19 protein-coding genes, 1 tRNA gene and 1 riboswitch are annotated in these 20529 nt (G+C 62.5%); of the genes, 6 read left to right on the top strand and 14 right to left on the bottom strand.

The genetic code is table 11. The features are described 5' to 3' along the window. Positions 1–2 precede the first annotated feature (2 nt). Entirely contained in the window at positions 3–3215 is a 3213-nt protein-coding gene (locus tag LMJ30_RS17645; protein WP_229433741.1) for an efflux RND transporter permease subunit, read from the top strand. 358 nt (positions 3216–3573) lie between these two features. Further along, positions 3574–3873 (top strand): hypothetical protein, encoded by a 300-nt coding sequence (locus tag LMJ30_RS17650; protein ID WP_229433742.1) that lies wholly within the window; start codon positions 3574–3576, stop codon positions 3871–3873. A 315-nt stretch (positions 3874–4188) separates the two neighbouring features. On the opposite strand, the gene LMJ30_RS17655 is transcribed toward LMJ30_RS17650, so the two are convergent. From LMJ30_RS17655 to LMJ30_RS17720, 14 genes are all read right to left on the bottom strand, one after another. Next, complete coding sequence (locus LMJ30_RS17655; RefSeq protein WP_229433743.1) at positions 4189–5106, bottom strand: NAD(P)H-hydrate dehydratase; 918 nt, start codon at positions 5104–5106, stop codon at positions 4189–4191. 11 nt (positions 5107–5117) lie between these two features. Then, a complete protein-coding gene (locus LMJ30_RS17660; RefSeq protein ID WP_229433744.1) occupies positions 5118–5882 on the bottom strand; it encodes a histidine phosphatase family protein in 765 nt (254 codons plus the stop codon). A gap of 77 nt (positions 5883–5959) precedes the next feature. Continuing rightward, the gene (locus LMJ30_RS17665; protein ID WP_229433745.1) at positions 5960–7360 is read right to left on the bottom strand and encodes an L-cystine transporter; all 1401 of its coding nucleotides are present in this window, start codon (positions 7358–7360) and stop codon (positions 5960–5962) included. 179 nt (positions 7361–7539) lie between these two features. Continuing rightward, positions 7540–7788 carry a DUF3297 family protein gene (locus tag LMJ30_RS17670; protein ID WP_229433746.1) on the bottom strand — a complete coding sequence of 83 codons (249 nt, stop codon included), beginning with the start codon at positions 7786–7788 and terminating at the stop codon, positions 7540–7542. 81 nt (positions 7789–7869) lie between these two features. Next, complete coding sequence (locus LMJ30_RS17675; RefSeq protein WP_229433747.1) at positions 7870–10323, bottom strand: zinc-dependent metalloprotease; 2454 nt, start codon at positions 10321–10323, stop codon at positions 7870–7872. A gap of 228 nt (positions 10324–10551) precedes the next feature. Further along, positions 10552–10627: transfer RNA gene (locus LMJ30_RS17680), tRNA-Lys, on the bottom strand. Between the two features lie 72 nt (positions 10628–10699). Continuing rightward, on the bottom strand, positions 10700–11461 hold the full coding sequence (gene ybgF / locus LMJ30_RS17685; RefSeq protein ID WP_229433748.1) for a tol-pal system protein YbgF: 762 nt from the start codon (positions 11459–11461) through the stop codon (positions 10700–10702). 142 nt (positions 11462–11603) lie between these two features. After that, positions 11604–12122, bottom strand: coding sequence for a peptidoglycan-associated lipoprotein Pal (gene pal, locus LMJ30_RS17690; protein ID WP_229433749.1), 519 nt, complete (start codon positions 12120–12122; stop codon positions 11604–11606). A 27-nt stretch (positions 12123–12149) separates the two neighbouring features. Beyond that, on the bottom strand, positions 12150–13412 hold the full coding sequence (gene tolB / locus LMJ30_RS17695; RefSeq protein WP_229433750.1) for a Tol-Pal system beta propeller repeat protein TolB: 1263 nt from the start codon (positions 13410–13412) through the stop codon (positions 12150–12152). Between the two features lie 38 nt (positions 13413–13450). Continuing rightward, a complete protein-coding gene (tolA, locus tag LMJ30_RS17700; RefSeq protein ID WP_307729357.1) occupies positions 13451–14335 on the bottom strand; it encodes a cell envelope integrity protein TolA in 885 nt (294 codons plus the stop codon). Positions 14336–14345: 10 nt separating this feature from the next. Further along, entirely contained in the window at positions 14346–14780 is a 435-nt protein-coding gene (locus LMJ30_RS17705) for a biopolymer transporter ExbD (protein ID WP_229433751.1), read from the bottom strand. A 14-nt stretch (positions 14781–14794) separates the two neighbouring features. After that, the gene (gene tolQ, locus LMJ30_RS17710; RefSeq protein ID WP_229433752.1) at positions 14795–15478 is read right to left on the bottom strand and encodes a protein TolQ; all 684 of its coding nucleotides are present in this window, start codon (positions 15476–15478) and stop codon (positions 14795–14797) included. A 33-nt stretch (positions 15479–15511) separates the two neighbouring features. Further along, positions 15512–15916: a tol-pal system-associated acyl-CoA thioesterase gene (gene ybgC, locus LMJ30_RS17715; protein ID WP_229433753.1), complete on the bottom strand. Its 405-nt coding sequence runs from the start codon at positions 15914–15916 to the stop codon at positions 15512–15514. Positions 15917–16062: 146 nt separating this feature from the next. After that, positions 16063–16809 carry an SDR family oxidoreductase gene (locus LMJ30_RS17720; protein WP_229433754.1) on the bottom strand — a complete coding sequence of 249 codons (747 nt, stop codon included), beginning with the start codon at positions 16807–16809 and terminating at the stop codon, positions 16063–16065. A gap of 129 nt (positions 16810–16938) precedes the next feature. After that, a riboswitch (ZMP/ZTP riboswitch) is annotated at positions 16939–17048 on the top strand. A 101-nt stretch (positions 17049–17149) separates the two neighbouring features. Between LMJ30_RS17720 and glyA the strand changes: the two genes are divergently transcribed. From glyA to LMJ30_RS17740, 4 genes are all read left to right on the top strand, one after another. Beyond that, positions 17150–18397 carry a serine hydroxymethyltransferase gene (glyA, locus tag LMJ30_RS17725; RefSeq protein ID WP_229433755.1) on the top strand — a complete coding sequence of 416 codons (1248 nt, stop codon included), beginning with the start codon at positions 17150–17152 and terminating at the stop codon, positions 18395–18397. Positions 18398–18464: 67 nt separating this feature from the next. Beyond that, positions 18465–18932: a transcriptional regulator NrdR gene (nrdR, locus tag LMJ30_RS17730; protein WP_229433756.1), complete on the top strand. Its 468-nt coding sequence runs from the start codon at positions 18465–18467 to the stop codon at positions 18930–18932. Positions 18933–19023: 91 nt separating this feature from the next. After that, positions 19024–19587 (top strand): type IV pilus modification protein PilV, encoded by a 564-nt coding sequence (gene pilV, locus LMJ30_RS17735; protein WP_229433757.1) that lies wholly within the window; start codon positions 19024–19026, stop codon positions 19585–19587. Next, complete coding sequence (locus LMJ30_RS17740) at positions 19584–20525, top strand: PilW family protein (protein ID WP_229433758.1); 942 nt, start codon at positions 19584–19586, stop codon at positions 20523–20525. The genes pilV and LMJ30_RS17740 overlap by 4 nt, the downstream gene beginning before the upstream one ends. The last annotated feature ends 4 nt before the right edge of the window (positions 20526–20529 follow it).

A 20529-nucleotide genomic window follows, 5' to 3' on the forward strand; every position in this document is an offset into this window, starting at 1 on the left:
CCATGTTCTTATCCGATTTCAGCATCAAGCGGCCAATTGCAACGATTGTCCTGATCGTTGCAATGATGTGCCTGGGCCTGCTGGCCCTGAACAAGCTGCGGGTCAACCAGAACCCGGACGTCGAAATCCCGGCGCTGATGATCATGATCCCGTATCCGGGCGCATCGCCCGAGACGGTTGAGCGCGAGGTGGTCAACCGCATCGAGAAGTCGCTGCAAAGTATTTCCGGCGTTACCGAAGTGAACGTCGATGCACGCGAAGGCTCCGCCAACTTCTGGCTCGAGTTCGGCTTCGACAAGAACCTGATCGAGGCGTCCGACGAAGTACGCAACGCGATCGCCGCGGTGCGCTACAAGCTGCCGGTGGAGATGCGCGAGCCGATCCTGCAGCGCTTCGACCCGGCCAGCCAGCCGATCGTCAACATGTCGCTGTCCTCCAGCACCCAGAGCCACGCGGAAATCTCGCGCCTGGCCGAGGACGTGCTGGCCGACCGCTTCCGCGGCGTCGACGGGGTAGCGGCGGTCAACGTCAACGGCGCACTGCGGCGCGAGCTGTCGGTGCTGCTGCGTTCCGAAAAGCTGCGCGAATATAACGTCTCGGTCTCGGAAGTCGTGGCTGCCCTGCGCAACCAGAACACCAACGCACCGGTCGGCAAGATTCGCAGCGACCTGGATGAAAAGAGCATCCGCCTGATCGGCCGGATCGAGTCGCCGGAGGCGTTCCAGCAAATCGTGGTCAAGCGCCGCGGCGACGAACTGGTGCGCCTGGCGCAAGTGGCTGAAATCCAGGATGGCTTTGCTGAAGTCAACAACGTCAGCATCCGCAGCGGCAAGCCGAACGTTGGTATCTCGGTGATCCGTTCGCGCGAGGCAAGTACCGTCAGCGTGGCCAACAAGGCCAAGGAACTGATCAAGGAAATCGAAAAAGACCTGCCGGAAGGCACCAAACTCGAAGTCACGCGCGACGGCGGCGACGAAGCCCAGCGCAGCCTGAACAACGTGATCGAATCGCTGGTGTTCGGCGCAGTACTCACCATTTTCGTGGTGTACGCTTTCCTCAACTCGTGGCGCTCGACCCTGATTACCGCGCTGTCGCTGCCAACCTCGGTGCTGGCCTCGTTCATCGCAGTCTGGCTGTCGGGGTTCACGCTGAACTTCATGACCCTGCTGGGCCTGTCGCTGGCGATCGGCGTACTGATCGATGATGCGATCGTGGTGCGGGAAAACATCGTGCGCCACATGCAAATGGGCTCGGACCGCCGCAAGGCCGCGATGGAAGGCACCGCGGAGATCGGCATGGCCGTGGCCGCGACGACCTTCTCGATCATCGCCGTGTTCATTCCGGTGGCATTCATGCCGGGCATTTCCGGCGAGTGGTTCCGTCCATTCGCACTGACCGTGACCTGCTCGGTACTGGTCTCGCTGGTCATCTCGTTCACGCTTGACCCGATGTTGTCGGCCTACTGGGGCGACCCGGTCGACCACCACACGGCGCCGAAGAAGGGCCTGTCGAAAGTACTGCAGCGCTTCAACGAGTGGTTCGACCACCAGGCCGACCGCTACGGCAACGTCATCGGCTGGGCCTTGCATCACCGTATCTGGATGACCCTCATTGCTGTCTCCACCTTCGCTGGTGCGATCGCCCTGCACGTGATGTTCGGCGGCTCGAGCTTCCTGCCTGCGGCCGATAGCGGCAACCTGCGGATCGAAATCCGCACGCCGGCATCGTCGTCGGTCGGCTACTCCCAGGCCAAGGTCGAGAAAGCGGCAGAACTGGCGCGCTCGATTCCCGAGACCAAGGACACGAACAGCTTCATCAACCTGAGCGGCGGCCAGGTGTATGTCGACATCGGCAAGCGCACCACCCGCGAGCGCAGCGCCAAGGAAATCGCGGTGGAACTGCGTGCCAAAGTTGCCCAGCTGGTCGGCGCCGAATACACGGTGATCGATGACCTGAACGGCGGCGGCAAGCCGATCCGCATGGAGTTTACCGGCCCGGATTCGCGCAAACTGCTGGAAATCACCACCCAGTACATGGACAAGCTGCGCCAGGTTCCCGGTGTCGTCGACGTCGGCCTGTCGGAACAGGATCCGAAGAATGAACTGCAGATCGAGCTCAACCGCGGCCTGGCGAACTCGATGGGCATCTCCGTCAATGATGCTGCCCAATCGCTGCGTGTAGCGTTCGCTGGCGTGGAAGTCGGCGACTGGGTCGACCCGACCGGCGAAACCCGTGACGTCGCCGTGCGCCTGCACCCTGCCGACCGCGTCAGCGCCGAGAACATCGAGCGCCTGCCGATCGCGGTGACCGGCACCAACCAGATGGTGCCGCTCGACCAGATCGCCACGATTACGATGGGCAAGGGCCCGTCGACCATCTCGCACAAGGATGGCAAGCGCGTTATTGCTGTGTCCGCCAACGTACAGGGCCGTTCGCCTGGCGAGGCGACCCAGGATGCAGTCAAGCTGGCCGAAACGATGGACTATCCGCCAGGCTACGGCCGCAAGCTGGGTGGCGCCGGCGAAGACCAGAAGGATCTGTTTACCAACATGACCATCGCGTTGTTGTCCGGTATCGGCCTGATGTACCTGATCCTGGTCATGCAGTTCGGTTCGTTCACCGCACCGGTCGCCGTCATGCTGTCGCTGCCACTGTCGCTGATTGGCGTGGTGCTGGCGCTGATGCTGACTGGTAATACGCTGAACCTGATGAGCTTCATTGGCATCATCATGCTGATGGGCCTGGTGGCAAAGAACGCGATCCTGCTGCTGGACGCGGCGCGCAAGCGTGAAGCGGAAGGGTATGGCCGCGAGGATTCGCTGATGTACGCCGGCCGCATGCGCCTGCGTCCGATCCTGATGACCACGTTCGCGCTGATCGCGGGTATGTTCCCGGTCGCGCTGGGACTGGGCGAGGGGGGGGAGTTCTACCGTCCGCTGGCGATTGCGATTATCGGCGGCACGATCACCTCGACCATCCTGACCTTGCTGGTGGTACCGACGTTCTACGACAGTATCGAGATCAAGCGCGACAACATGGCTGCCAAGTTCCACCGCCGCGCTGAGCGTTACCACGCGCTGCCTGCGTTCGTGATGACCTTCGTGGAAGTGATCCTGTTCCTGACCTTCATCCGGCTGATCTACCGCCTGGTCATGAAGGCGGTTGGCAAGGCGACCGGCCGCCGCCCGGTGGTGGCGCCCGGGCTGGCGCGGTAAGCAAGGTAGGTTTTAGCAAGAGAGGGGGGCCGCTGATGCGGCCCTTTTTTTTCGTGTCGACGAAAAATGAGGATGAGGGGCGCAGGAGCGGCTTTAACTCGGCGAGTCGTTGCCACGCGAGGGGGCCTCTCATGCGGTGACTCTCGCTGGACACTTGCGACGCACATATCCTCGACGTGCAAGGCACTTGCGACGCACATTTCCTCGACGTGCAAGGCACTTGCGACGCACATCCTCGACGTGCAAGGGCAGTCGACCCCGGACGCCGACGTTTCTTCGCACCGATTCCCCCGCAGTGCATGGGCCGACTTAACAGCCCATGCTGGGCCGGCCTTACTTGGTGTCAGGCGGTGGCGTTGTGGTTGTCGTGGTTGTGCTTTCGGTGGTGGTGGGCGGCGTCGTGGCGTCGGCAGGCGTGGTGGTGGTCGTGGTCGTGCTCTCGGTTGTGGCCGGCGGCGTTTCCATGGTGGTACCTGTTGCCGTGTCACCCGTTGTACCGCTTGTGCCCGACGTGGTGCTTGGCGTCGTGGTCGTCGTGGTGGTGGTGTCCGTGGTGCCGGTCGCAGTTTCATCACGCTTGCAGGCGCTGAGCGACACGGTGACCAGCGCCGCCGCCAGCAGGATTTTCGTTACATTCGAAAGTGATTTCATTGTTTAACTCCTCGTTCACGTCAATTGAGTGTCGCCTGCGCTTCAATAAGTTGCCGAAACGTAGGAAACGCCATTCAGTCCCTCAGTTGAGCCTGATATCGACCCGCGAAAGGGACCATCAGGGAACCGACGCAGCGAGACACGTGGCCCCGTTCAGTGCACGAATTCGACTGTAAAAATTAGACTTGGAAGCTTCTCGCCAGTTCGTCGAATTGTTCAAAACCGCCTCAATTTGACATTCGTGCGCCTTTGGTTTGATACGGCGCAAACTCGTATCACACCGGTTTGCATGCGGACCGGAAATATCCGCAGCACTTCCCCTTCATCCGCGCGCAATGCTCTCCATTAGCGCGGGAATCTCGTGGGGAATTTCGCGCGCCAGGTAGCCCAGCGTGCCAAAACGTTCGGCCAGCTTGTCGCCGGCCCGCGCGTGCAGGGCAACGCCCCAGCACGCGGCTTGTTCGAGTGTTGCGCCGCGCGCGGCCAGCCCGGCGACAATGCCGGCGAGCGTGTCGCCCGAGCCAGAGATCGCCAGCCCGACATTGCCGCCTTCGTGCGACCACATGGCCTGGGCGGGCGCGGCAATGACGGTGCGCGCGCCTTTCAGCGCGACGACAGCGTTCCACTGCCTGGCTGCGCGCGCCGCGTGCAGGTCCGGCTCGGCAAGCACGTCGTCTTTCGGGGCGCCGGTCAGGTGCGCCATCTCGCCCGCGTGGGGCGTAACGATCACCGGAAGGTCGAAACGGAAGGGCGGCTGCTGGGGCGCGAGGTCGGGATTCAGGATGATGCCCATGGCGCAGGCGTCCAGCACCACGCTGGTGCCGTCCAGGCGCGGCAGCAATGCGCGCACCAGTGCGGCAGTCGCCGCCTCGTCCTGCATGCCAGGCCCGATCAGGATCGCGTTGACACGGTCGGCCAGCGGGTTGAGCTCTGCGGTTGCGTCGCGGGTGAAGCCGCCTTCCTTGTTTTCGCGCAGGCTAATCACCCGCGCTTCCGGAATCGCCAGCGCCACCAGCTGGGCGACGCTTGCGCCGGTCGCAATCGTCAGCTTGCCTGCGCCGGCGCGTAGCGCGGCGGTGGCGGCGAGGATCACCGCGCCCGGCATCTCGGCCGAACCGCCGAGGATCAGGACGTGGCCACGCACTTCCTTATCGCCGTCCGACGGCGTCACCGGCAGCGGCCAGGCGCGCAAAAAGGCGTTGTCGACAGCCGTCGGTAGTGCAGGAGGTTCGTGTTTCATCGCGCGCCTTGCTACGCTTTTGGCGCCGCTGGAATGTCTTTTTGCACCGTGATCGGCGTGCCGGTCTCAAGCAGGGGCGCAACGAAGTTCGCCGTTTGCAGCACCAGCTTGCCGCGCTTTCCGAGCGTACGGTCAAAGGAGTACGAGGTAGCCGAACAGTTGGGCACGTCGCCGGCGCGGTCGATGTCGAGGATACGCGCTTCGTCGAGCCGCTCGAACAGGTAGCGGAAGCAATTGACCGTCACCTGGTGGCCCACGATGAGGACGCGCTCCTTGCAGTATTCGCGCGTGATGGTATCGAGCACGCTGCGCAGCCGCAGGATGACGTCGCACCAGCTTTCGCCGCCAGGAGGCCGGAAATAGAACTTGCCGACGTGCTGGCGCTGCTCGTACAGCTCAGGGTATTTGTGCGAAATGCCGTGCGTGGTCAGGCGGTCGAGGATGCCGAACTCTTTCTCGCGCAGCCGTTCGTCAACCTGGACGGTCATCAGATTGTCGCGGCCGATGGCTTTGATGATAATGCGCGCAGTTTCTGCGGCGCGAACGTAGGGCGAGTGAAGGACAACATTGGGCCGCTTGTGATCCGGCAACGAAGCGAACCAGTCGCCCAGCGCATGCGACTGCTGGACGCCCAGGTCCGACAGGGGGACGTCGACGTCCCGCTCCGCAATGTCGATGAGGTGCCCGGCCGCGGCCTCGGCAGCGTCGCGCGCGACGTTGCCCGAGCTCTGGCCATGCCTTACCAGCCAAATATCCTGTGGCCACTTTTGTTCCATTCCTGCCGCCTTGCCAATGTTGACACGGCGTCAATGATAGACGGATTCGGCGGTCCGTCAGCGCACGATAGGCAGGGTCAGGCGACCTGCTCGTCGCTGTCCAGATTGAGTTCGGCGTCGCTGTTGAACACCGCAACATCGGTCTGGCCGAGCACGCGGCTGGTGACCGTGCCCGCGGTAATCGAGCCGCTGACGTTGAGGGCGGTGCGGCCCATATCGATTAATGGCTCAATGGAAATCAGCAGGCCGGCCAGGGCGACTGGAAGGTCCAGCGACGACAGCACGATCAGTGCGGCAAAGGTGGCGCCGCCGCCGACACCGGCCACGCCAACCGAGCCCACTGCGATGATGGCCAGCAGCGGCACGATGAAGGACATCGTCCATGGATCGATGCCGACGGTCGGCGCGATCATCACGGCCAGCATGGCCGGATAGATGCCGGCGCAGCCGTTCTGGCCAATCGTCGAGCCGAACGAGGCCGCGAAATTGGCGATGCCTTCCGGTGTGCCGAGGCGCGCGGTTTGCGTCTGCACGCTCATGGGAATGGAACCGGCGCTGGTGCGCGAGCTGAAAGCGAACGCGAGCACCGGGAAGATTTTCTTTACGAAACGCACCGGGTTCAGTCCCACCGCCGAGATCAGCAGCAGGTGGACGCAGAACATCAGGATCAGGGCGCTGTAGGATGCGGCCACGAAGCTGATGAGCTTGGCGATGTCGTCGGGCTTGGAGCCGGCCACCACCATCGTCATCAGCGCGAAGACGCCGAACGGGGTCAGGCGCAGCACCAGCGTCACCATCCGCATCACGATGACGTGGGCGACCTTGATGAAGTGGCTGAACGATTCGAAGATCTCCGGCATCTTCCTGGCGATGCCGGTTGCCGAGATGCCGATGAAGATCGAGAAGATCACTACGGCAATGGTCGAGGTCTTGCGCGCCCCCGTCATATCCAGGAAAGGGTTAGCCGGGATAAACGACAGGATCATGCTCGGCAGCGAAATGCCCTGGGCAGTCGCGAGGTTGCCCTGCATGTACTCGCCGCGCGCGACTTCCGCTGCGGTGGCGGTCAGGCCGACGGCGGTCAAGCCGAACAGCTTGGCCATGGCGATGCCGATGCCGGCAGCAACAATGGTCGTGGCGATCAGGATGCCGATGGTCAGCGCGCTGATCTTGCCGAGCGAGGAAGCATCCCTGAGCTTGAGGATGGCTGAGATGATCGACACCATGATCAGCGGCATGATGATCATTTTCAACAGGCTGACATAACCGGTACCGATGATGTCGAGGTAGGCGCTGGTTTCGGTGATGACGGGAGAGGCGGCCCCATACAAGAGCTGGAACGCGGCGCCGAGCAGCACGCCCAGGCCAAGGCCCGTGAATACCCGCTTGGTGAACGAAGCGTGGGCGGCTTGCATGCGGTACAGCAGGAAGCAAATGGCAAGCGCGGCGGTGAGGTTCAGGATTAGCAGGGGGCTCATGTGTTCCTTTGGTAAGGCAGGCACGAGACGGGTCGGCCTGCTGCTGGGGCTGCAGGCATTTTAAAGCTAATCTTGCAATGGTGCACTTGAGCCGGTGGACGAAGGAGTCTTGCGGCGATGCCGTGTTCACGGGCGCCGGGCCTGGCGCGGCTGCCGGCGTGAACGCGTCAGGAAAGCGATTACTTGTAGAACGCCTCGACCTTGCCCTTCAATTTGATCAGCATCGGCTTGCCTTTGCGATCCAAGGTCTTGCCGGCGGCGACTTTGATCCAGCCTTCGCTAATGCAATACTCTTCGACGTCGGTACGTTCCTTGTCGTTGATCTTGATGCCAATGTCGCGCTGGAACACGTCACGGTTGTGGAAAGGACTGCTTGGGTCGATCGACAGGCGGTCCGGGAGAGGGGGCAGGGTAGTGGTATCAGTCATGGGCAAGGATTATCCACCAGAAGCGCGCTGGTGACAATCAGCGCGCAAAGCAAAGATTCGCTGGATCCGGCTCGGGCATTCTCAGATCGGGGCGCCGGGTGGTATCGCAGGCAATGGCCGCAGCTTGACCTTGGACGGATCATGGAGGTATCGGCGGATTAATTCAGCCGCCTGCGAGCGCGTGCCGCCCGACGACCCCGATGCGGCATTCTTGCCGAGCCACTGGGCAAACGACGCAAGCTGTGTGCGCAGTTCGGCATTCTGCGCCGGATGCAGCTGCCCGCCATCGACCACCCGCAACAGCGCATCAAGCACGACCCAGTTGGCGCTGGCCTGGACGGCGTCGCCGCCGACGACGCTCGCCGCTACCGGCGTGCGCTTCCAGGTCTGGCCCAGGACCGTATCCACCGTTTCCTTGATGCCTGGCTGGCGCGGATCGCGCGCGTGCTGCCATGCCATTCGATTGAGGCGGGCCGGATCGAACAGGAACTGGCAGGTCTGCGCCGCTGCCGCTTCCGCCGCCGACATCGGGTCGAACACGCCGCTCATGCGTGTGGCGAAGTACTCGCGTCCGCGTTCGTACCCGGTCGCTGCAGGCGTTACCAGGTCCAGCACCTTCGCCGGCAGGGCAAGCGTCTCGGCGCGCAGGCTCGACGCCAGCCTGTCGAGCGCCTGGCGTTGTGTCGACGCCGGTACCATGCGCACGCCGGCGCGCGCCGACCCGGCACGGACGTCTGTGCTGGTCGCATAGTCGAAGTCGCCGCCGCCGAGCAGGCGCGCGATGCCCTCCGCCTGGTAGCGATGCATCAGGTACACCGGCACCAGGCGCGCTTCGACTTCGCCCATCTGCCGGTCGTCGGGCAGCGCATCGACGCTGAAGTTTTGCAGTGCGCGCTGGCGTACCGCCATCAGCTGGTCCCACGCTTGCAACGGGTCGCCTCCGAAGTCCCACAGCACGCCGTTGGGATGCATCGATCCGGCGCTGCGGGCTTCGTTATCGCTCACGTGGGCCAAGCCCGCGGCCTTCGCTTGTGCACGCAGCTGCGCAAGGGCGGCGGCTTCGGCCGATGGTTCAAATTGCGCATACGCGTGTTTGACGACGTAATCGTCCCATGCGCCAACGCCGACGCCATACGCGCCGGCGATGCTGATCCCGCCGTTTGCGTCGAGCTTGACGATCGGGTGTGGATAGTCGAGCACCGAGCCATTGCCGTTCGGGCTCGCGGCAAAGTTATGGGCAAAGCCAAGGGTATGCCCCACCTCGTGCGCAGACAACTGGCGCAGGCGGGCCAGCGCCATCTGCTCGGCCAGCCCCTGTCGCGCACTGCCTTTTCCGTAGGGCGCGAGCAGTGCTTCGGCGATCAGGATGTCCTGCCGCACCCGTTGCGAGCCAAGCGACACCACGCCTTTGATGATCTCGCCGGTGCGCGGATCGGTCACTGCGTTACCGTACGACCAGCCGCGCGTGGCCCGGTGCACCCACTGGATCACGTTGTAGCGGATGTCCATCGGATCGACGCCTTCGGGCAGTACTTCGACGCGATAGGCGTCCTTGAACCCGGCCTTTTCGAACGCGGTGGACCACCATCGCGCGCCTTCAAGCAGGGCGCTGCGCACCGGCTCCGGTGCGCCACGGTCCACGTAGAACACGATCGGTTTCTTCACAGTGCTGACGGCGGCGGAGGGATCGGTTTTTTCGAGGCGGAAGCGGGGCTGCACGCGCACTGCAATGCTCGATGCGAGCGGGGTGCCGAAATCCATATAGCTTATTTCGAACGCGCCCGAGAACGGGTGGTAGGTGCGCGGACGGTAGTGATTGTCCGGCAGCCGCACCATGCTCACGTGCTGGCGCATCGTGATGCTGGTTGCGTCGGCAGCCACCTGGCGCACGAACTCGGCTTCGCCAGGTCCCTGGAATGTCAGGATCGCTTCCAGTTCGGTGTTGTCGGGGAAGCTCTTGGCCTGGTCGGCGAGTACCGCGCTGCGTTTTTCGTCGACCTTGTAGGCGCCTTGCTTGGTGCTGGCCAGGCTGCCCGCTACGTTAAGCCGGTCGGAGACCAGGAAGCTGGAGAAGTCGACCACGTGCTTGCCGCCTTCGCTGGCGATGATATCGCCCGACCAGAGAACGGCGCCGGCAAACGCTTCTGCCACGCTGGCCCGCTCGCTAGCGTTGTCCGATGTGGCCCGGTAGCCGGTGTTGTGCTCGATAAGGAAGATGCGTTTGCCGCGCCGTTCGAACTGCACCAGTTTAGGCCCGCGCGTCATGCCGCGATCGAGGCCGACATCGTTCGATCCGAGGCCGTGGGGCAGGGAGAAAACCATCAGGAACTGCTCGCCTTGCTCCGGTATCGACAACAGGATCCGGCCTTGTTCGGTGTCGCGCCACACGTCCATGAACCCGGGTTGCCGCGCCATGTTGGCGGTGGCTTCAGCAATCGTCTTGCCCTTGGCCGGCTCTGCGGCGAGGACGGGCAGGGGGCTCAACAGCATCGCGCCAGAGAACAGGAGGTGGAGTGTCAATACGGACGATTTCATGGGCGCTCCAGGCAAAAAGATTTCCCATGATGAGGTTTGCTTTTTTGCAAGTCAAGCCTTGCGTCCCGTGCTATCGGGGTCAGACCCCTAACGGAAAAATCGGGGTCTGACCCCTCGTGCGTTCTAACGGAAAAATCGGGGTCAGACCCCTCGTCGTAGTCCGCCGGGTCCAAAACAAAAAAGCAGTTACGATTTCTCGTAACTGCTTCATTGCTTACTGCGCATTCGTGGTAGGCCGTGCGGGATTCGAACCTGCGACCAACGGATTAAAAGTCCGCTGCTCTACCAGCTGAGCTAACGACCCGAAAGAAGCAAGATTATAGGGGGCTCTGGCGATCCTGTCAAATGCCGAGAACCACAAAATCCCCGTTTTTTCTTACTTCAGTGCAGCTAAACGGCTCTTCGCGGTCTGCGCGGCAGGGGAGCCCGGATACTTCGATACCAGTGCCTGCAAGGACTTTTTGGCGTTCTTGGTATCGTTCAGCTCGATGTAGTTGCTGGCGATGTTGAGCATCGCGTCCGGCGCCTTGGCGCTGTCCTTGTAGCTTGCTGCAACCACCTGTTGCGCTGCAATCGCCTTCTTGTAGTCGCGCAGCGCGTAGTAGGCGGTGCCGAGCGAGTACTGGGCGTTGGCAGCGTAAGCCGAGTCCGGATGACGGCGCACGAACTCCGACAGCGCGGCGGCGGCGCCTTTGTAATCGCCGCCCTGGAGCAGCGCCAGCGCGGCCTCGTAATCCTGCTGTTCGGTCGGCGCGACCGCGGCTTCCTGGCCGTCGATGGTGACCTGGCGCGGTTCGAGCTTCTTGATGCGCGCGTCGATGTCGGTGTACAGGTCTTTCTGGTTCTTCTGGATGCTGGCCAGCTCGTTGGCCAGCACTTCAATCTGTCCGCGCAGGCGGGCGATTTCCTGCAGCGTTTGTTCGTGGCGGTTCAGGCCTTCCAGCGCGGCGGTCTTGTCGGACTTGGTCTCAAGGCGCGCGTTGAAGTCGCGGGCCAGGTTGTCGACCTTGGTGCGCAGTTCGAGGATGGCGCGGCGCGCTTCATCGTCGTCGAGCAGGCCGGCCGATGCTTGCAAAGGCAGCAGGGCTGCGAACACGAGGCCGGCGGCGGCCAGGCGGGATTTGGAGAATGTGATCATGGTCGTGACTCTTTCAAAACCGGGTGTCGAATCTGTACTGCTTGCTTGGCAAAGGCAGCGGATCTGCCCCTTGCGTCGGGCCCTACAATAACACGGGGCGCAAGCGCCCCGTTGTCTATCTCTGCATTACAGCCGGCAGAAATTAATAGACGATGTCTGCACGACGGTTTTCTGCCCAAGCCGCTTCGGTCGAACCGGTTGCTTTTGGCTTTTCTTCGCCCAGCGAGACGGCTTCCATCTGCGACTCGGCTACGCCCAGTGCTGCCATCGACTTGCGAACCGCTTCAGCGCGCTTCTGGCCCAGCGCCAGGTTGTACTCGGTGCCGCCGCGCTCGTCGGTGTTACCCTGGATCAGGATCTTGCGTTCCTTGTTCTTGTTCAGGTAGCCGGAGTGGTTTTCAACAACCGCTTTGCCGTCGTCACGCACAACGTAGCTGTCGTAGTCGAAGTAGACGCTGCGGTTAGCCAGAACGCCTTTTGGGTCGTTCAGTGGGTCTACCGAGCCGGTTTCGACTGGACGAACGTCACGGGTGTCGGCCACTGGCGCGGCTTCTGGTGCGCGCTCGACGACTGGAGCGTCGTTCAGTTTGACTGGCGAGCTGCAAGCTGCGAGCAGGGCGGCGCTCGTGATGATGAAGGCTACGCTTTTAATATTGCGCATGGTTTTTCTCCTGATCGGGGTTAAAAATTACTTCATGAAGGGACCCCAGTTGGGCTCCCTGATGTTTCCTGCTTGGGTTGTTAAGCGCTGCTTGACGCGTCCATCGACCGAGACCACGGCGAGCGACGTACGTCCCCCTCCTTTGGTCGCATACATGATGTACTTGCCGTTAGGCGAAAAACTCGGTTCAGTGGCCGAATCGGCCAGGCGGATTTCCTGGCGGCTGGCCAGGTCCATTGCATACAGTGAGAAGCCGTCGCGCTGCGAGATCCAGGCCAGCGTCTTGCCGTCCGAGGATACGCGCGGGCTGATGTTGTAGCTGCCGGTGAAGGTGACGCGCGTGGCTGCGCCGCCGCTGGCGCTCATGCGGTAGATCTGTGGGCCGCCACTGCGGTCGCTGGTGAAGTAGATGTGCTGGCCGTCAGCCGACCATTGTGGTTCGGTATCGATGCCGTTGCTGTTCGACAGGCGGCGCAGTCCGCTACCATCGGCGTTGACGCTGTAGACCTGGGTGTGGCCGTCCTTCGACAGCGAGACCGCCAGCTTGGAACCGTCCGGCGACCATGATGGCGCCGAATTGCTGCCTTTTTCGTTGACGACGATCTTGCGGCCGCCCGTCACGAGGTTTTGCACGTAGATGACCGGCTTGCGCTTTTCGAACGAGACGTAGGCGACCTTGGTGCCGTCCGGCGACCACGATGGCGAAATGATCGGTTCGTTGGAACGCACGGCGACCTGCACGCCTTCGCCGTCGGCGTCGGCGATTTCAAGGCGGTAGTCCTTGGCGCCGCGGTTTTCATTGACGTAGGCGATGCGGGTTGCAAAGGCGCCGCGGGTGCCGGTCAGTTTTTCGTAGATGTCATCGGCGATCTTGTGGGCCGCCAGGCGCGCGTAGCGCGGGGTAGGGGTCTGGCCCAGCGCCGACAGCTCGGCCGACTTGATGGTGTCATGCAGCTCGTAGCGCACGTTGAAGTTGCCGTTGGCCAGCTTTTGCACGCTGCCGACCACCACGGCGTCGGCGCCGCGCGACTTCCACTGGTTGTAGTCGATCGGGGACGTCTCGGACAGCACGGTGCCGGCGTCGATGACCTTGAACACGCCGCTGCGCTCCAGGTCGGCCTTGATGATGGCCGACATCTGCGCAGGTGCGACGCCTTCGTCGGCAAACGTGGCGACGGCGATAGGAATCTGGCCGCTGCTAACACCGGCGATTTCAACTTTTAGCTGGGCATTCGCGTTGGCGCCGACAACGACGGCAGCGCTGAAAAACAGGTAACTGAGTTTTTTCATGGTTCCGATCTATCCAGGTTCGTGGTTCCGACAAAGCCTCAGTCGAGGTCCTTCATCGAGAATCCGATTTCAAGTGTTCGCTCTACCGTACCATCTTTCTTCTTAGGCAGTGGTGACGATTTGATAATGCCTTTCTCAACGGCATCGTCAAACGAGGCCACGCCACTGCTCTTGATCTTGCGTGCCGAGATGATCTCGCCGGTCGGCAGTTGCTCGACCTTGAAGACCGCCCGCGGGTTGCCGGGCACATCGGTACTGCCCAGGAAAGTCGTGTTGCTCTTGACCTTCGCGGTGATACTGGCGGTGTAGCCGCTGTCGATGCGCGGGGCGGTCGACCTGGCGGCGGTGCCGCTGGTGCCGATGGCGCCGGTGATGCGCTGCATCTCCGCGGCGCGCAAGTCGGCCAGCTTCTTCTTCTCGGCCGCTTCGGCTTTCGCCTTGGCCAGCTTGTCCGCTTTCTCCTGCTTTTTCTTCTCAGCCAGTTCCTGCTTCTTCTTTTCTTCTTCTTCCAGCTTCTTGGCTTTTGCCTCGGCCAGCTTTTTCTCTTCGGCTTCTTTTTCCTTGCGCTCTTTCAGTTCCTTGGCGCGCAGGCGCGCCTGCTCCAGCGCGATATCAGGCGGCTTCGGCGTCGGTTCGACTTCCGGCGGACGCTCGACCGGCTTGGGCGGCGGAGGCGGCGGCTCCGGCTCGACCTTCGGCTCCGGCGCAGGCTCGGGCGGCGGCGCGGCCGACTGCACCTTCATGTCCCACACTTCCGCTTCGACCGCGACCGGCGGCGTGCTCTGCCAGCTGACGCCCGCCCACAGGAAGAACAGCAAGCCGGCGTGCACCACCACCGCGAGGGTGAGGGCGCGCCAGCGGCTCGGTTCCGGTGGCACCCGGTACGGCGTGCCGTCGAGGGCTGCAGGATTCATCGTGGACATTGTTGCTTCATCACTTAGTCGCGAGTCCGACCCGGTTAATGCCCATCTTCTTGGCTTCGGAAATCAACTGGATCACGTCGTCGTATTTGCTCTCGCGGTCGCCGGAAATCATCACCGGGTAATCCGGGTTTTCTTCGTGCAGCGCGCGCAGGCGGCGCAGCAGGGCGGTGCGGTCGGGCGCGTCTTCGGCCGCGATCGGGTTCTTGCCGTTGACGCCGATGCTCAGGCTGGCGTCGGGCTTGAGCACGATCTGGATGTAGTCGTCCGGCGGCGCGGCCGATCGCTCGGCGCTCGGCAGGTTGATCACGTTCGGGTCATTGGTCTGCGGCACTGCCATGAAGATGATCAGCAACACCAGCATGACGTCGATGTAAGGAACGACGTTGATTTCCGACTTGAACTTTCGTCCCCGTCCGCCGCGCAGGCTGCTGGAAAATGAAGCCATGTCTGCCTCTTCGCTTAACGGGACTGGCGTTGCAAGATGTTCGAGAATTCTTCGACGAAGCTCTCGAAACGGATCGCAAGGCGGTCGATGTCGTGGGTGAAGCGGTTGTAGGCAACGACCGCAGGGATCGCGGCGAACAGGCCGATGGCGGTGGCGATCAGCGCTTCGGCGATGCCGGGCGCAACGGTGGCCAGGGTTGCCTGCTGTACGCTGGCCAGGCCGCGGAACGCATTCATGATGCCCCACACGGTGCCAAGCAGGCCGATGTAAGGGGAGACCGAGCCAACCGAGGCCAGGAAGTTCAGGTGCGAGTCGAGGCCGTCGATTTCGCGCTGGAACGCGGCGCGCATGGCGCGGCGGGCGCCGTCGAGCACCGCGCCGACGTCGAGCGCCTCGCGTGCGGCCGCCTTGCCTTTGACGAATTCGCCCATGCCGGCTTCGAAGATGCGCGACAGTGCGCCGCCCTGGTCGCGGTTGCTGCTGGCGCTCTGGTGCAGCGCATGCAGGTTGCCGCCGGCCCAGAAGCTGCGTTCGAACTGTTCGGTCTGGCGGCGGGCCGCGCGGATCGCGAACATCTTGCGGAAGATATAGGTCCAGCTAACGAGCGAGAGGCCCAGCAGCAACGCCATGATCAGCTGCACAATCAGGTGCGCATTGCTGATCAGCGCGAGGAAGGAAAGGTCTTGGGCTACATTCATTGGATTGGATTAGTGTCTTGTAATGTGTATGGGTCAGGCGGCACGCATTTTAGCAGCGGTTGCGTCTGGCAGGGAGCGCGGACGCAAGGTGGCGGCGTCGACGCAGCCCACTTTGACGTTGGCCGAAGTCAGCAGCGTATCGCCGCACCAGGCCTGCTGGACGAAACCGACCGACGCGCGGCCCAGTCGTTCGATGCTCAGCGTTAATTTTAGTACATCATCGAGGCGGGCTGGCGCGTGATAGTCGACGCTGGTGCTTTTGACCACGAAGATCGCCCCATCTTCATTGAGCAAAGCCTGCTGCGACACGCCGGCGGCGCGCAGCCACTCAGTGCGCGCGCGCTCGAAAAACTTCAGGTAGTTGGCGTAGAAAACGATGCCGCCGGCGTCCGTGTCTTCGTAGTACACCCGGACCGTCCAGGTAAATGCTGAGGGCATTTCAGTTGTCATAAGTGAATTTGGGCAACATTTTAGCCTAATTAGGTCCCGCTATGTACTAAAGCGTACACATGGACTGGGTATGGCCCGGGAAATTGCCCAAATCGGGGTCTGACCCCGATTTTGGAAATTTTTATGGATGGCACTTAGCTGCGCTTGATGTTGAAAGGCGAGAATCCCTGGCAGGTCGGCATCAGTTCGATGCTGTTGACGTTGACATGGGGCGGCAGGGTGGCGATCCAGTAGGCGGTCTCGGCGATGTCCTTGGCGGTCAGCGGCGTCGTGCCTTCGTAGACCTTGGCCGCGGCCGCGTCGTCGCCCTTGAAGCGGACGTTTGAGAACTCGGTGCCGCCGCAGAGTCCCGGCGCAAGATTCGTGGCGCGAACGCCCGTGCCGACCAGGTCGGCGCGCAGGTTCAGGGTGAATTGTTCGACGAATGCTTTGGTCGCGCCGTAGACGTTGCCGCCCGGGTAGGGGTAGTGGCCGGCGACCGAGCCCAGGTTGATGACCAGCCCGCTGCCGCGCTCGACCATCGCCGGGAGCAGGGCCCGCGTCAGCCGTACCAGGCCGGTGCAGTTGGTGCCGATCATGGTTTCCCAGTCTTCCAGCGGCGCTTCGTGCGCTGGCTTGGTGCCGAGCGCAAGGCCGGCGTTATTGATCAGTACGTCGATCTGGCGCCAGGACTGCGGCAGCATCGCCAGCGCATTGGCGATCGACGCCGGGTCGGTGACATCGAGCTCGATCGGCAGGGCGGCGTCGCCCAGCTCGGCGGCCAAGGCTTCGAGCCGGTCCGTCCGGCGCGCGCAGATGACTACCTGATGTCCGTTTTTAACGAAGGTTCTGGCCATTTCGGCGCCAAAACCGGCCGAGGCACCGGTGATAAATACGATCATGTTGATTGTCCTGGAGGGGGATAGGCTCTTGGGATTGTAGCCGAATTGGATATATATGCTTGAAACCCCCTTGTTTGCCTTGCCATTCCTTGCCCTAATCATTGACTTAACTTACAATTTGGCCTCCATTTCGTCTCACATGACTGGCGAAAAGCCGCGGCATCCCGTGCCTGTCGGCGAAAGGTGGGCATCCACCGGGGAATGTGAGATTTCATAAGCCGTTCGCCTGGGCAGCCCGCGATGGAAGCGCACGACGAGGCTGTCCGCCGTCTTTTCCGGCCCCTCATTCGATCCAAAATCAGCCAGGTGCCACGCACCGTTATCGATTGGAGTTTTTTTCATGTTTGCTAAAGATCACACGCTCGCCAATGTCGACCCGGATTTGTGGGACGCTATCCAGAAGGAAAACACCCGCCAGCAGGATCACATCGAGCTGATCGCTTCGGAGAACTACACCTCGCCAGCCGTCATGCAGGCGCAGGGTTCGCAGCTGACCAACAAGTATGCTGAAGGTTATCCAGGCAAGCGCTACTACGGCGGTTGCGAGTACGTCGACGTCGTCGAGCAACTGGCGATCGACCGCGTCAAGCAGCTGTTCGGCGCCGACGCTGCCAACGTGCAGCCGAACTCCGGTTCGCAGGCGAACCAGGGCGTGTTCTTCGCCATGCTCAAGCCGGGCGACACCATCATGGGCATGTCGCTGGCTGAAGGCGGCCACCTGACCCACGGCATGGCGCTGAACATGTCGGGCAAGTGGTTCAACGTGGTGTCCTACGGCCTGACCGAAAAAGAAGACATCGATTACGAGGCAATGGAGCGCCTGGCGCACGAGCACAAGCCGAAGATGATCATCGCGGGCGCATCGGCGTTCTCGCTGAAGATCGACTTCGAGCGCTTCGCCAAAGTGGCCAAGGCTGTCGGCGCGTACTTCATGGTCGACATGGCGCACTACGCCGGCCTGATCGCAGCTGGCCTGTACCCGAACCCTGTTCCGCATGCCGACTTCGTGACGTCGACCACGCACAAGTCGCTGCGCGGCCCGCGCGGCGGCATCATCCTGATGAAGGCCGAGCACGAGAAGGCCATCAACTCGGCGATCTTCCCAGGCATCCAGGGCGGCCCGCTGATGCACGTCATCGCCGGCAAGGCAGTGGCGTTCAAAGAGGCGCTGAGTCCTGAGTTCGTCGAGTACCAGAAGCAGGTAGTGAAGAATGCCGATGCACTGGCCAAGGCGCTGATCGCACGCGGCCTGCGCATCGTATCGGGCGGCACCGAGTCGCACGTGATGCTGGTCGACCTGCGCGCCAAGGGCCTGACCGGCAAGGAAGCCGAAGCACTGCTGGGCGCCGCACACATGACCTGCAATAAGAACGGCATCCCGAACGACCCGCAGAAGCCATTCGTCACTTCGGGCATCCGCCTGGGCAGCCCTGCGTTCACCACGCGCGGCTTCAAGGAAGAAGATGCGACCACCGTTGGCAACCTGATCGCGGACATCCTCGACAACCCGAACAACGCTGAAGTGACTGAACGCGTGAAGAAGGAAGTCAAGAAGCTGACCGATAAGTACCCGGTCTACGCATCGTAATCGTTGTATCCGCCGGGCCCTCCGATAACGAGGGCCCGGTCCCATTGAGTAGTCCACGGCGGCCCACATGAAATGTCCGTTCTGTCAGCATGAAGACACCCAGGTCCTCGATACGCGCGTATCCGAGGAGGGCGACGCCATCCGCCGGCGCCGGAAATGCGGAAAATGCGATAAACGATTTACCACGTATGAGCGGATCGAGCTGTCGATGCCGATCATCGTCAAGAAGAACGGCAGCCGTACCGAGTTTTCGTCGGCCAAGCTGCGCGGCAGCCTGATGCTCGCGCTGCGCAAGCGGCCTGTGTCGGCTGAGGCGATCGACACCGCCGTCGCCACCATTGAGGAAAAGCTCCTGACCAGCGGCCGCCGTGAAGTGGACAGCGTCCATGTCGGCGAACTGGTAATGCAGGAGCTCAAGCGGCTCGACAAGATTGCCTACATCCGTTTCGCATCGGTCTACAAAAACTTCGAAGACCTGGCCGAGTTCCAGGAAGCTATCGCTGAAGTTGGACACGAACGCAAACCCCGCAAGTAGTTCCCCCGCATCGCCTCTGCACAGTTGAGGTAACTCAGGCGTGGGATAGCCCCGCCTGATAACTTGGGCCTTCATCGATATGGAGGCGCAGGTGCATTCACGTTTCGTCGGCGGCTTTACGCTCATTGAAGTGCTGATGGCCGTGTTTGTGCTGGCTGTGGGCGTCATGGGCGCTGTAGCTGCGCAGACGGTCGCGCTGCGCACGCGCCAGGAGTCCGCACTCATGTCGCACGGCGTACAGCTCGCGTCGTCCTTCGCCGATCGCATGCGCGCGAACACGGTGCAAATGCGCGTGCCCGACGGCGCGAATCCCTATCTCCAGATTGACTACGATGCCGCGAGCGATGGTGCGCCTGCCGTTCCCTCGCTGCCCTGCCACGGGGGAGCCGACTGCGACACCGCGGCAATGGCGGCCTTCGACATCTACGAACTCCGGCGCGAATTGCATGCCGCGTTCCCGGCGCCACGCGTAACAGTGTGCCGCGACGCGGTGATGTGGAGCGAGGCAAGCGATAGCCTGGCGTGGGACTGTACCGGCGCTGCATCGGATCCGGTTGTCATCAAGCTTGGCTGGCGTCTTCGACCAGCCGGCGACGGCGAGCGAGCCGCCAGTGTGCCGATTGTCGCCATCGTCGTATCGGGAGATCCTGCATGACGTCGCTCCGCCAACGCGGCCTCACTTTGGTTGAACTGATGGTGGCAATCACCATCGGCTTGCTGGTACTGCTTTTCGCCGCGGCCATGCTGATCTCCGCCAACCGCGGCCACGCCGCGCAGGAGGAGGCGGCGCGGCTCGATGACAGCGGCCGCTTCGCACTTGAGGTTATTGCGCGCGCCGTCCGGCAAACGGCCTACGTCAACTGGGACCGCGCCGATGCCGGCATCGCCGATGATCCCACTGCGCCGCCCCGGGTTGTGGGCATGGACAACCGATCGCTGGTCAAGACGGCCGACTTCATTTCAGATCCCCGGCCGGACGTCGCCAATGGCAGCGATGTGCTGGCGCTGCGCTTTGCAGGCGCCGGGGCCGGCCCCGACGGCGATGGCAGCATGACCAGCTGCGCTGGATTCGGCGTCAGCGAGCTGGAAGAGGGCTGGAGCATTTTCTACGTCGGGCGCAGTGCCGTCGGCGATACCGAACTGCGGTGCAAATACCGCGGCTCAACCAGCTGGGGCGCCGACGCCATTGTCGGGGGAGTCGATTCGTTCCAGGTGCTGTACGGGCTCGATACGGATGTTCCGGCCGATGGTCTCGCCAATCTGTTCGTCAATGCCAGCGTCGTCTCTGCCCTCGACGATGGACTGACCATCGACGGGGCAAACGAGACGGAACGCGAACTGGACTTGCGGCGCAAGACCTACTGGAAGCGTGTTGCCAGCATCAAGGTCGGCCTGATCCTGCACGGCGAAAAGCGGGTGCGGATGAATGCGCAGCCGATCGTGTTCGATGTCTTCGGCCCGGCATACGCCGATGCGCTCGGCAGTTCCGATCCCGGCACGCGCATCAGCGAGAGCGATATGCCAGGCAGCCTGCGTGAGCGTGAACGGCGGCTGTTCTCTTCCACGATCATGCTGCGCAATCCGCCAAGGTGAGGGC

It is taken from the genome of Massilia agrisoli, assembly GCF_020831365.1.
In the GTDB taxonomy this organism is placed as follows: Bacteria; Pseudomonadota; Gammaproteobacteria; order Burkholderiales; family Burkholderiaceae_D; genus Telluria_A; species Telluria_A agrisoli.

What these genes read in the sequence shown, in the direction of transcription:
- LMJ30_RS17645 (WP_229433741.1), top strand. Translation starts at nt 3, where the DNA reads ATGTTCTTATCCGATTTCAGCATCAAGCGGCCAATTGCAACGATTGTC.
- LMJ30_RS17655 (WP_229433743.1), bottom strand. Translation starts at nt 5,106, where the DNA reads ATGAAACACGAACCTCCTGCACTACCGACGGCTGTCGACAACGCCTTT.
- LMJ30_RS17660 (WP_229433744.1), bottom strand. Translation starts at nt 5,882, where the DNA reads ATGGAACAAAAGTGGCCACAGGATATTTGGCTGGTAAGGCATGGCCAG.
- LMJ30_RS17665 (WP_229433745.1), bottom strand. Translation starts at nt 7,360, where the DNA reads ATGAGCCCCCTGCTAATCCTGAACCTCACCGCCGCGCTTGCCATTTGC.
- LMJ30_RS17670 (WP_229433746.1), bottom strand. Translation starts at nt 7,788, where the DNA reads ATGACTGATACCACTACCCTGCCCCCTCTCCCGGACCGCCTGTCGATC.
- LMJ30_RS17675 (WP_229433747.1), bottom strand. Translation starts at nt 10,323, where the DNA reads ATGAAATCGTCCGTATTGACACTCCACCTCCTGTTCTCTGGCGCGATG.
- ybgF (WP_229433748.1), bottom strand. Translation starts at nt 11,461, where the DNA reads ATGATCACATTCTCCAAATCCCGCCTGGCCGCCGCCGGCCTCGTGTTC.
- pal (WP_229433749.1), bottom strand. Translation starts at nt 12,122, where the DNA reads ATGCGCAATATTAAAAGCGTAGCCTTCATCATCACGAGCGCCGCCCTG.
- tolB (WP_229433750.1), bottom strand. Translation starts at nt 13,412, where the DNA reads ATGAAAAAACTCAGTTACCTGTTTTTCAGCGCTGCCGTCGTTGTCGGC.
- tolA (WP_307729357.1), bottom strand. Translation starts at nt 14,335, where the DNA reads ATGTCCACGATGAATCCTGCAGCCCTCGACGGCACGCCGTACCGGGTG.
- LMJ30_RS17705 (WP_229433751.1), bottom strand. Translation starts at nt 14,780, where the DNA reads ATGGCTTCATTTTCCAGCAGCCTGCGCGGCGGACGGGGACGAAAGTTC.
- tolQ (WP_229433752.1), bottom strand. Translation starts at nt 15,478, where the DNA reads ATGAATGTAGCCCAAGACCTTTCCTTCCTCGCGCTGATCAGCAATGCG.
- ybgC (WP_229433753.1), bottom strand. Translation starts at nt 15,916, where the DNA reads ATGCCCTCAGCATTTACCTGGACGGTCCGGGTGTACTACGAAGACACG.
- LMJ30_RS17720 (WP_229433754.1), bottom strand. Translation starts at nt 16,809, where the DNA reads ATGATCGTATTTATCACCGGTGCCTCGGCCGGTTTTGGCGCCGAAATG.
- glyA (WP_229433755.1), top strand. Translation starts at nt 17,150, where the DNA reads ATGTTTGCTAAAGATCACACGCTCGCCAATGTCGACCCGGATTTGTGG.
- nrdR (WP_229433756.1), top strand. Translation starts at nt 18,465, where the DNA reads ATGAAATGTCCGTTCTGTCAGCATGAAGACACCCAGGTCCTCGATACG.
- LMJ30_RS17740 (WP_229433758.1), top strand. Translation starts at nt 19,584, where the DNA reads ATGACGTCGCTCCGCCAACGCGGCCTCACTTTGGTTGAACTGATGGTG.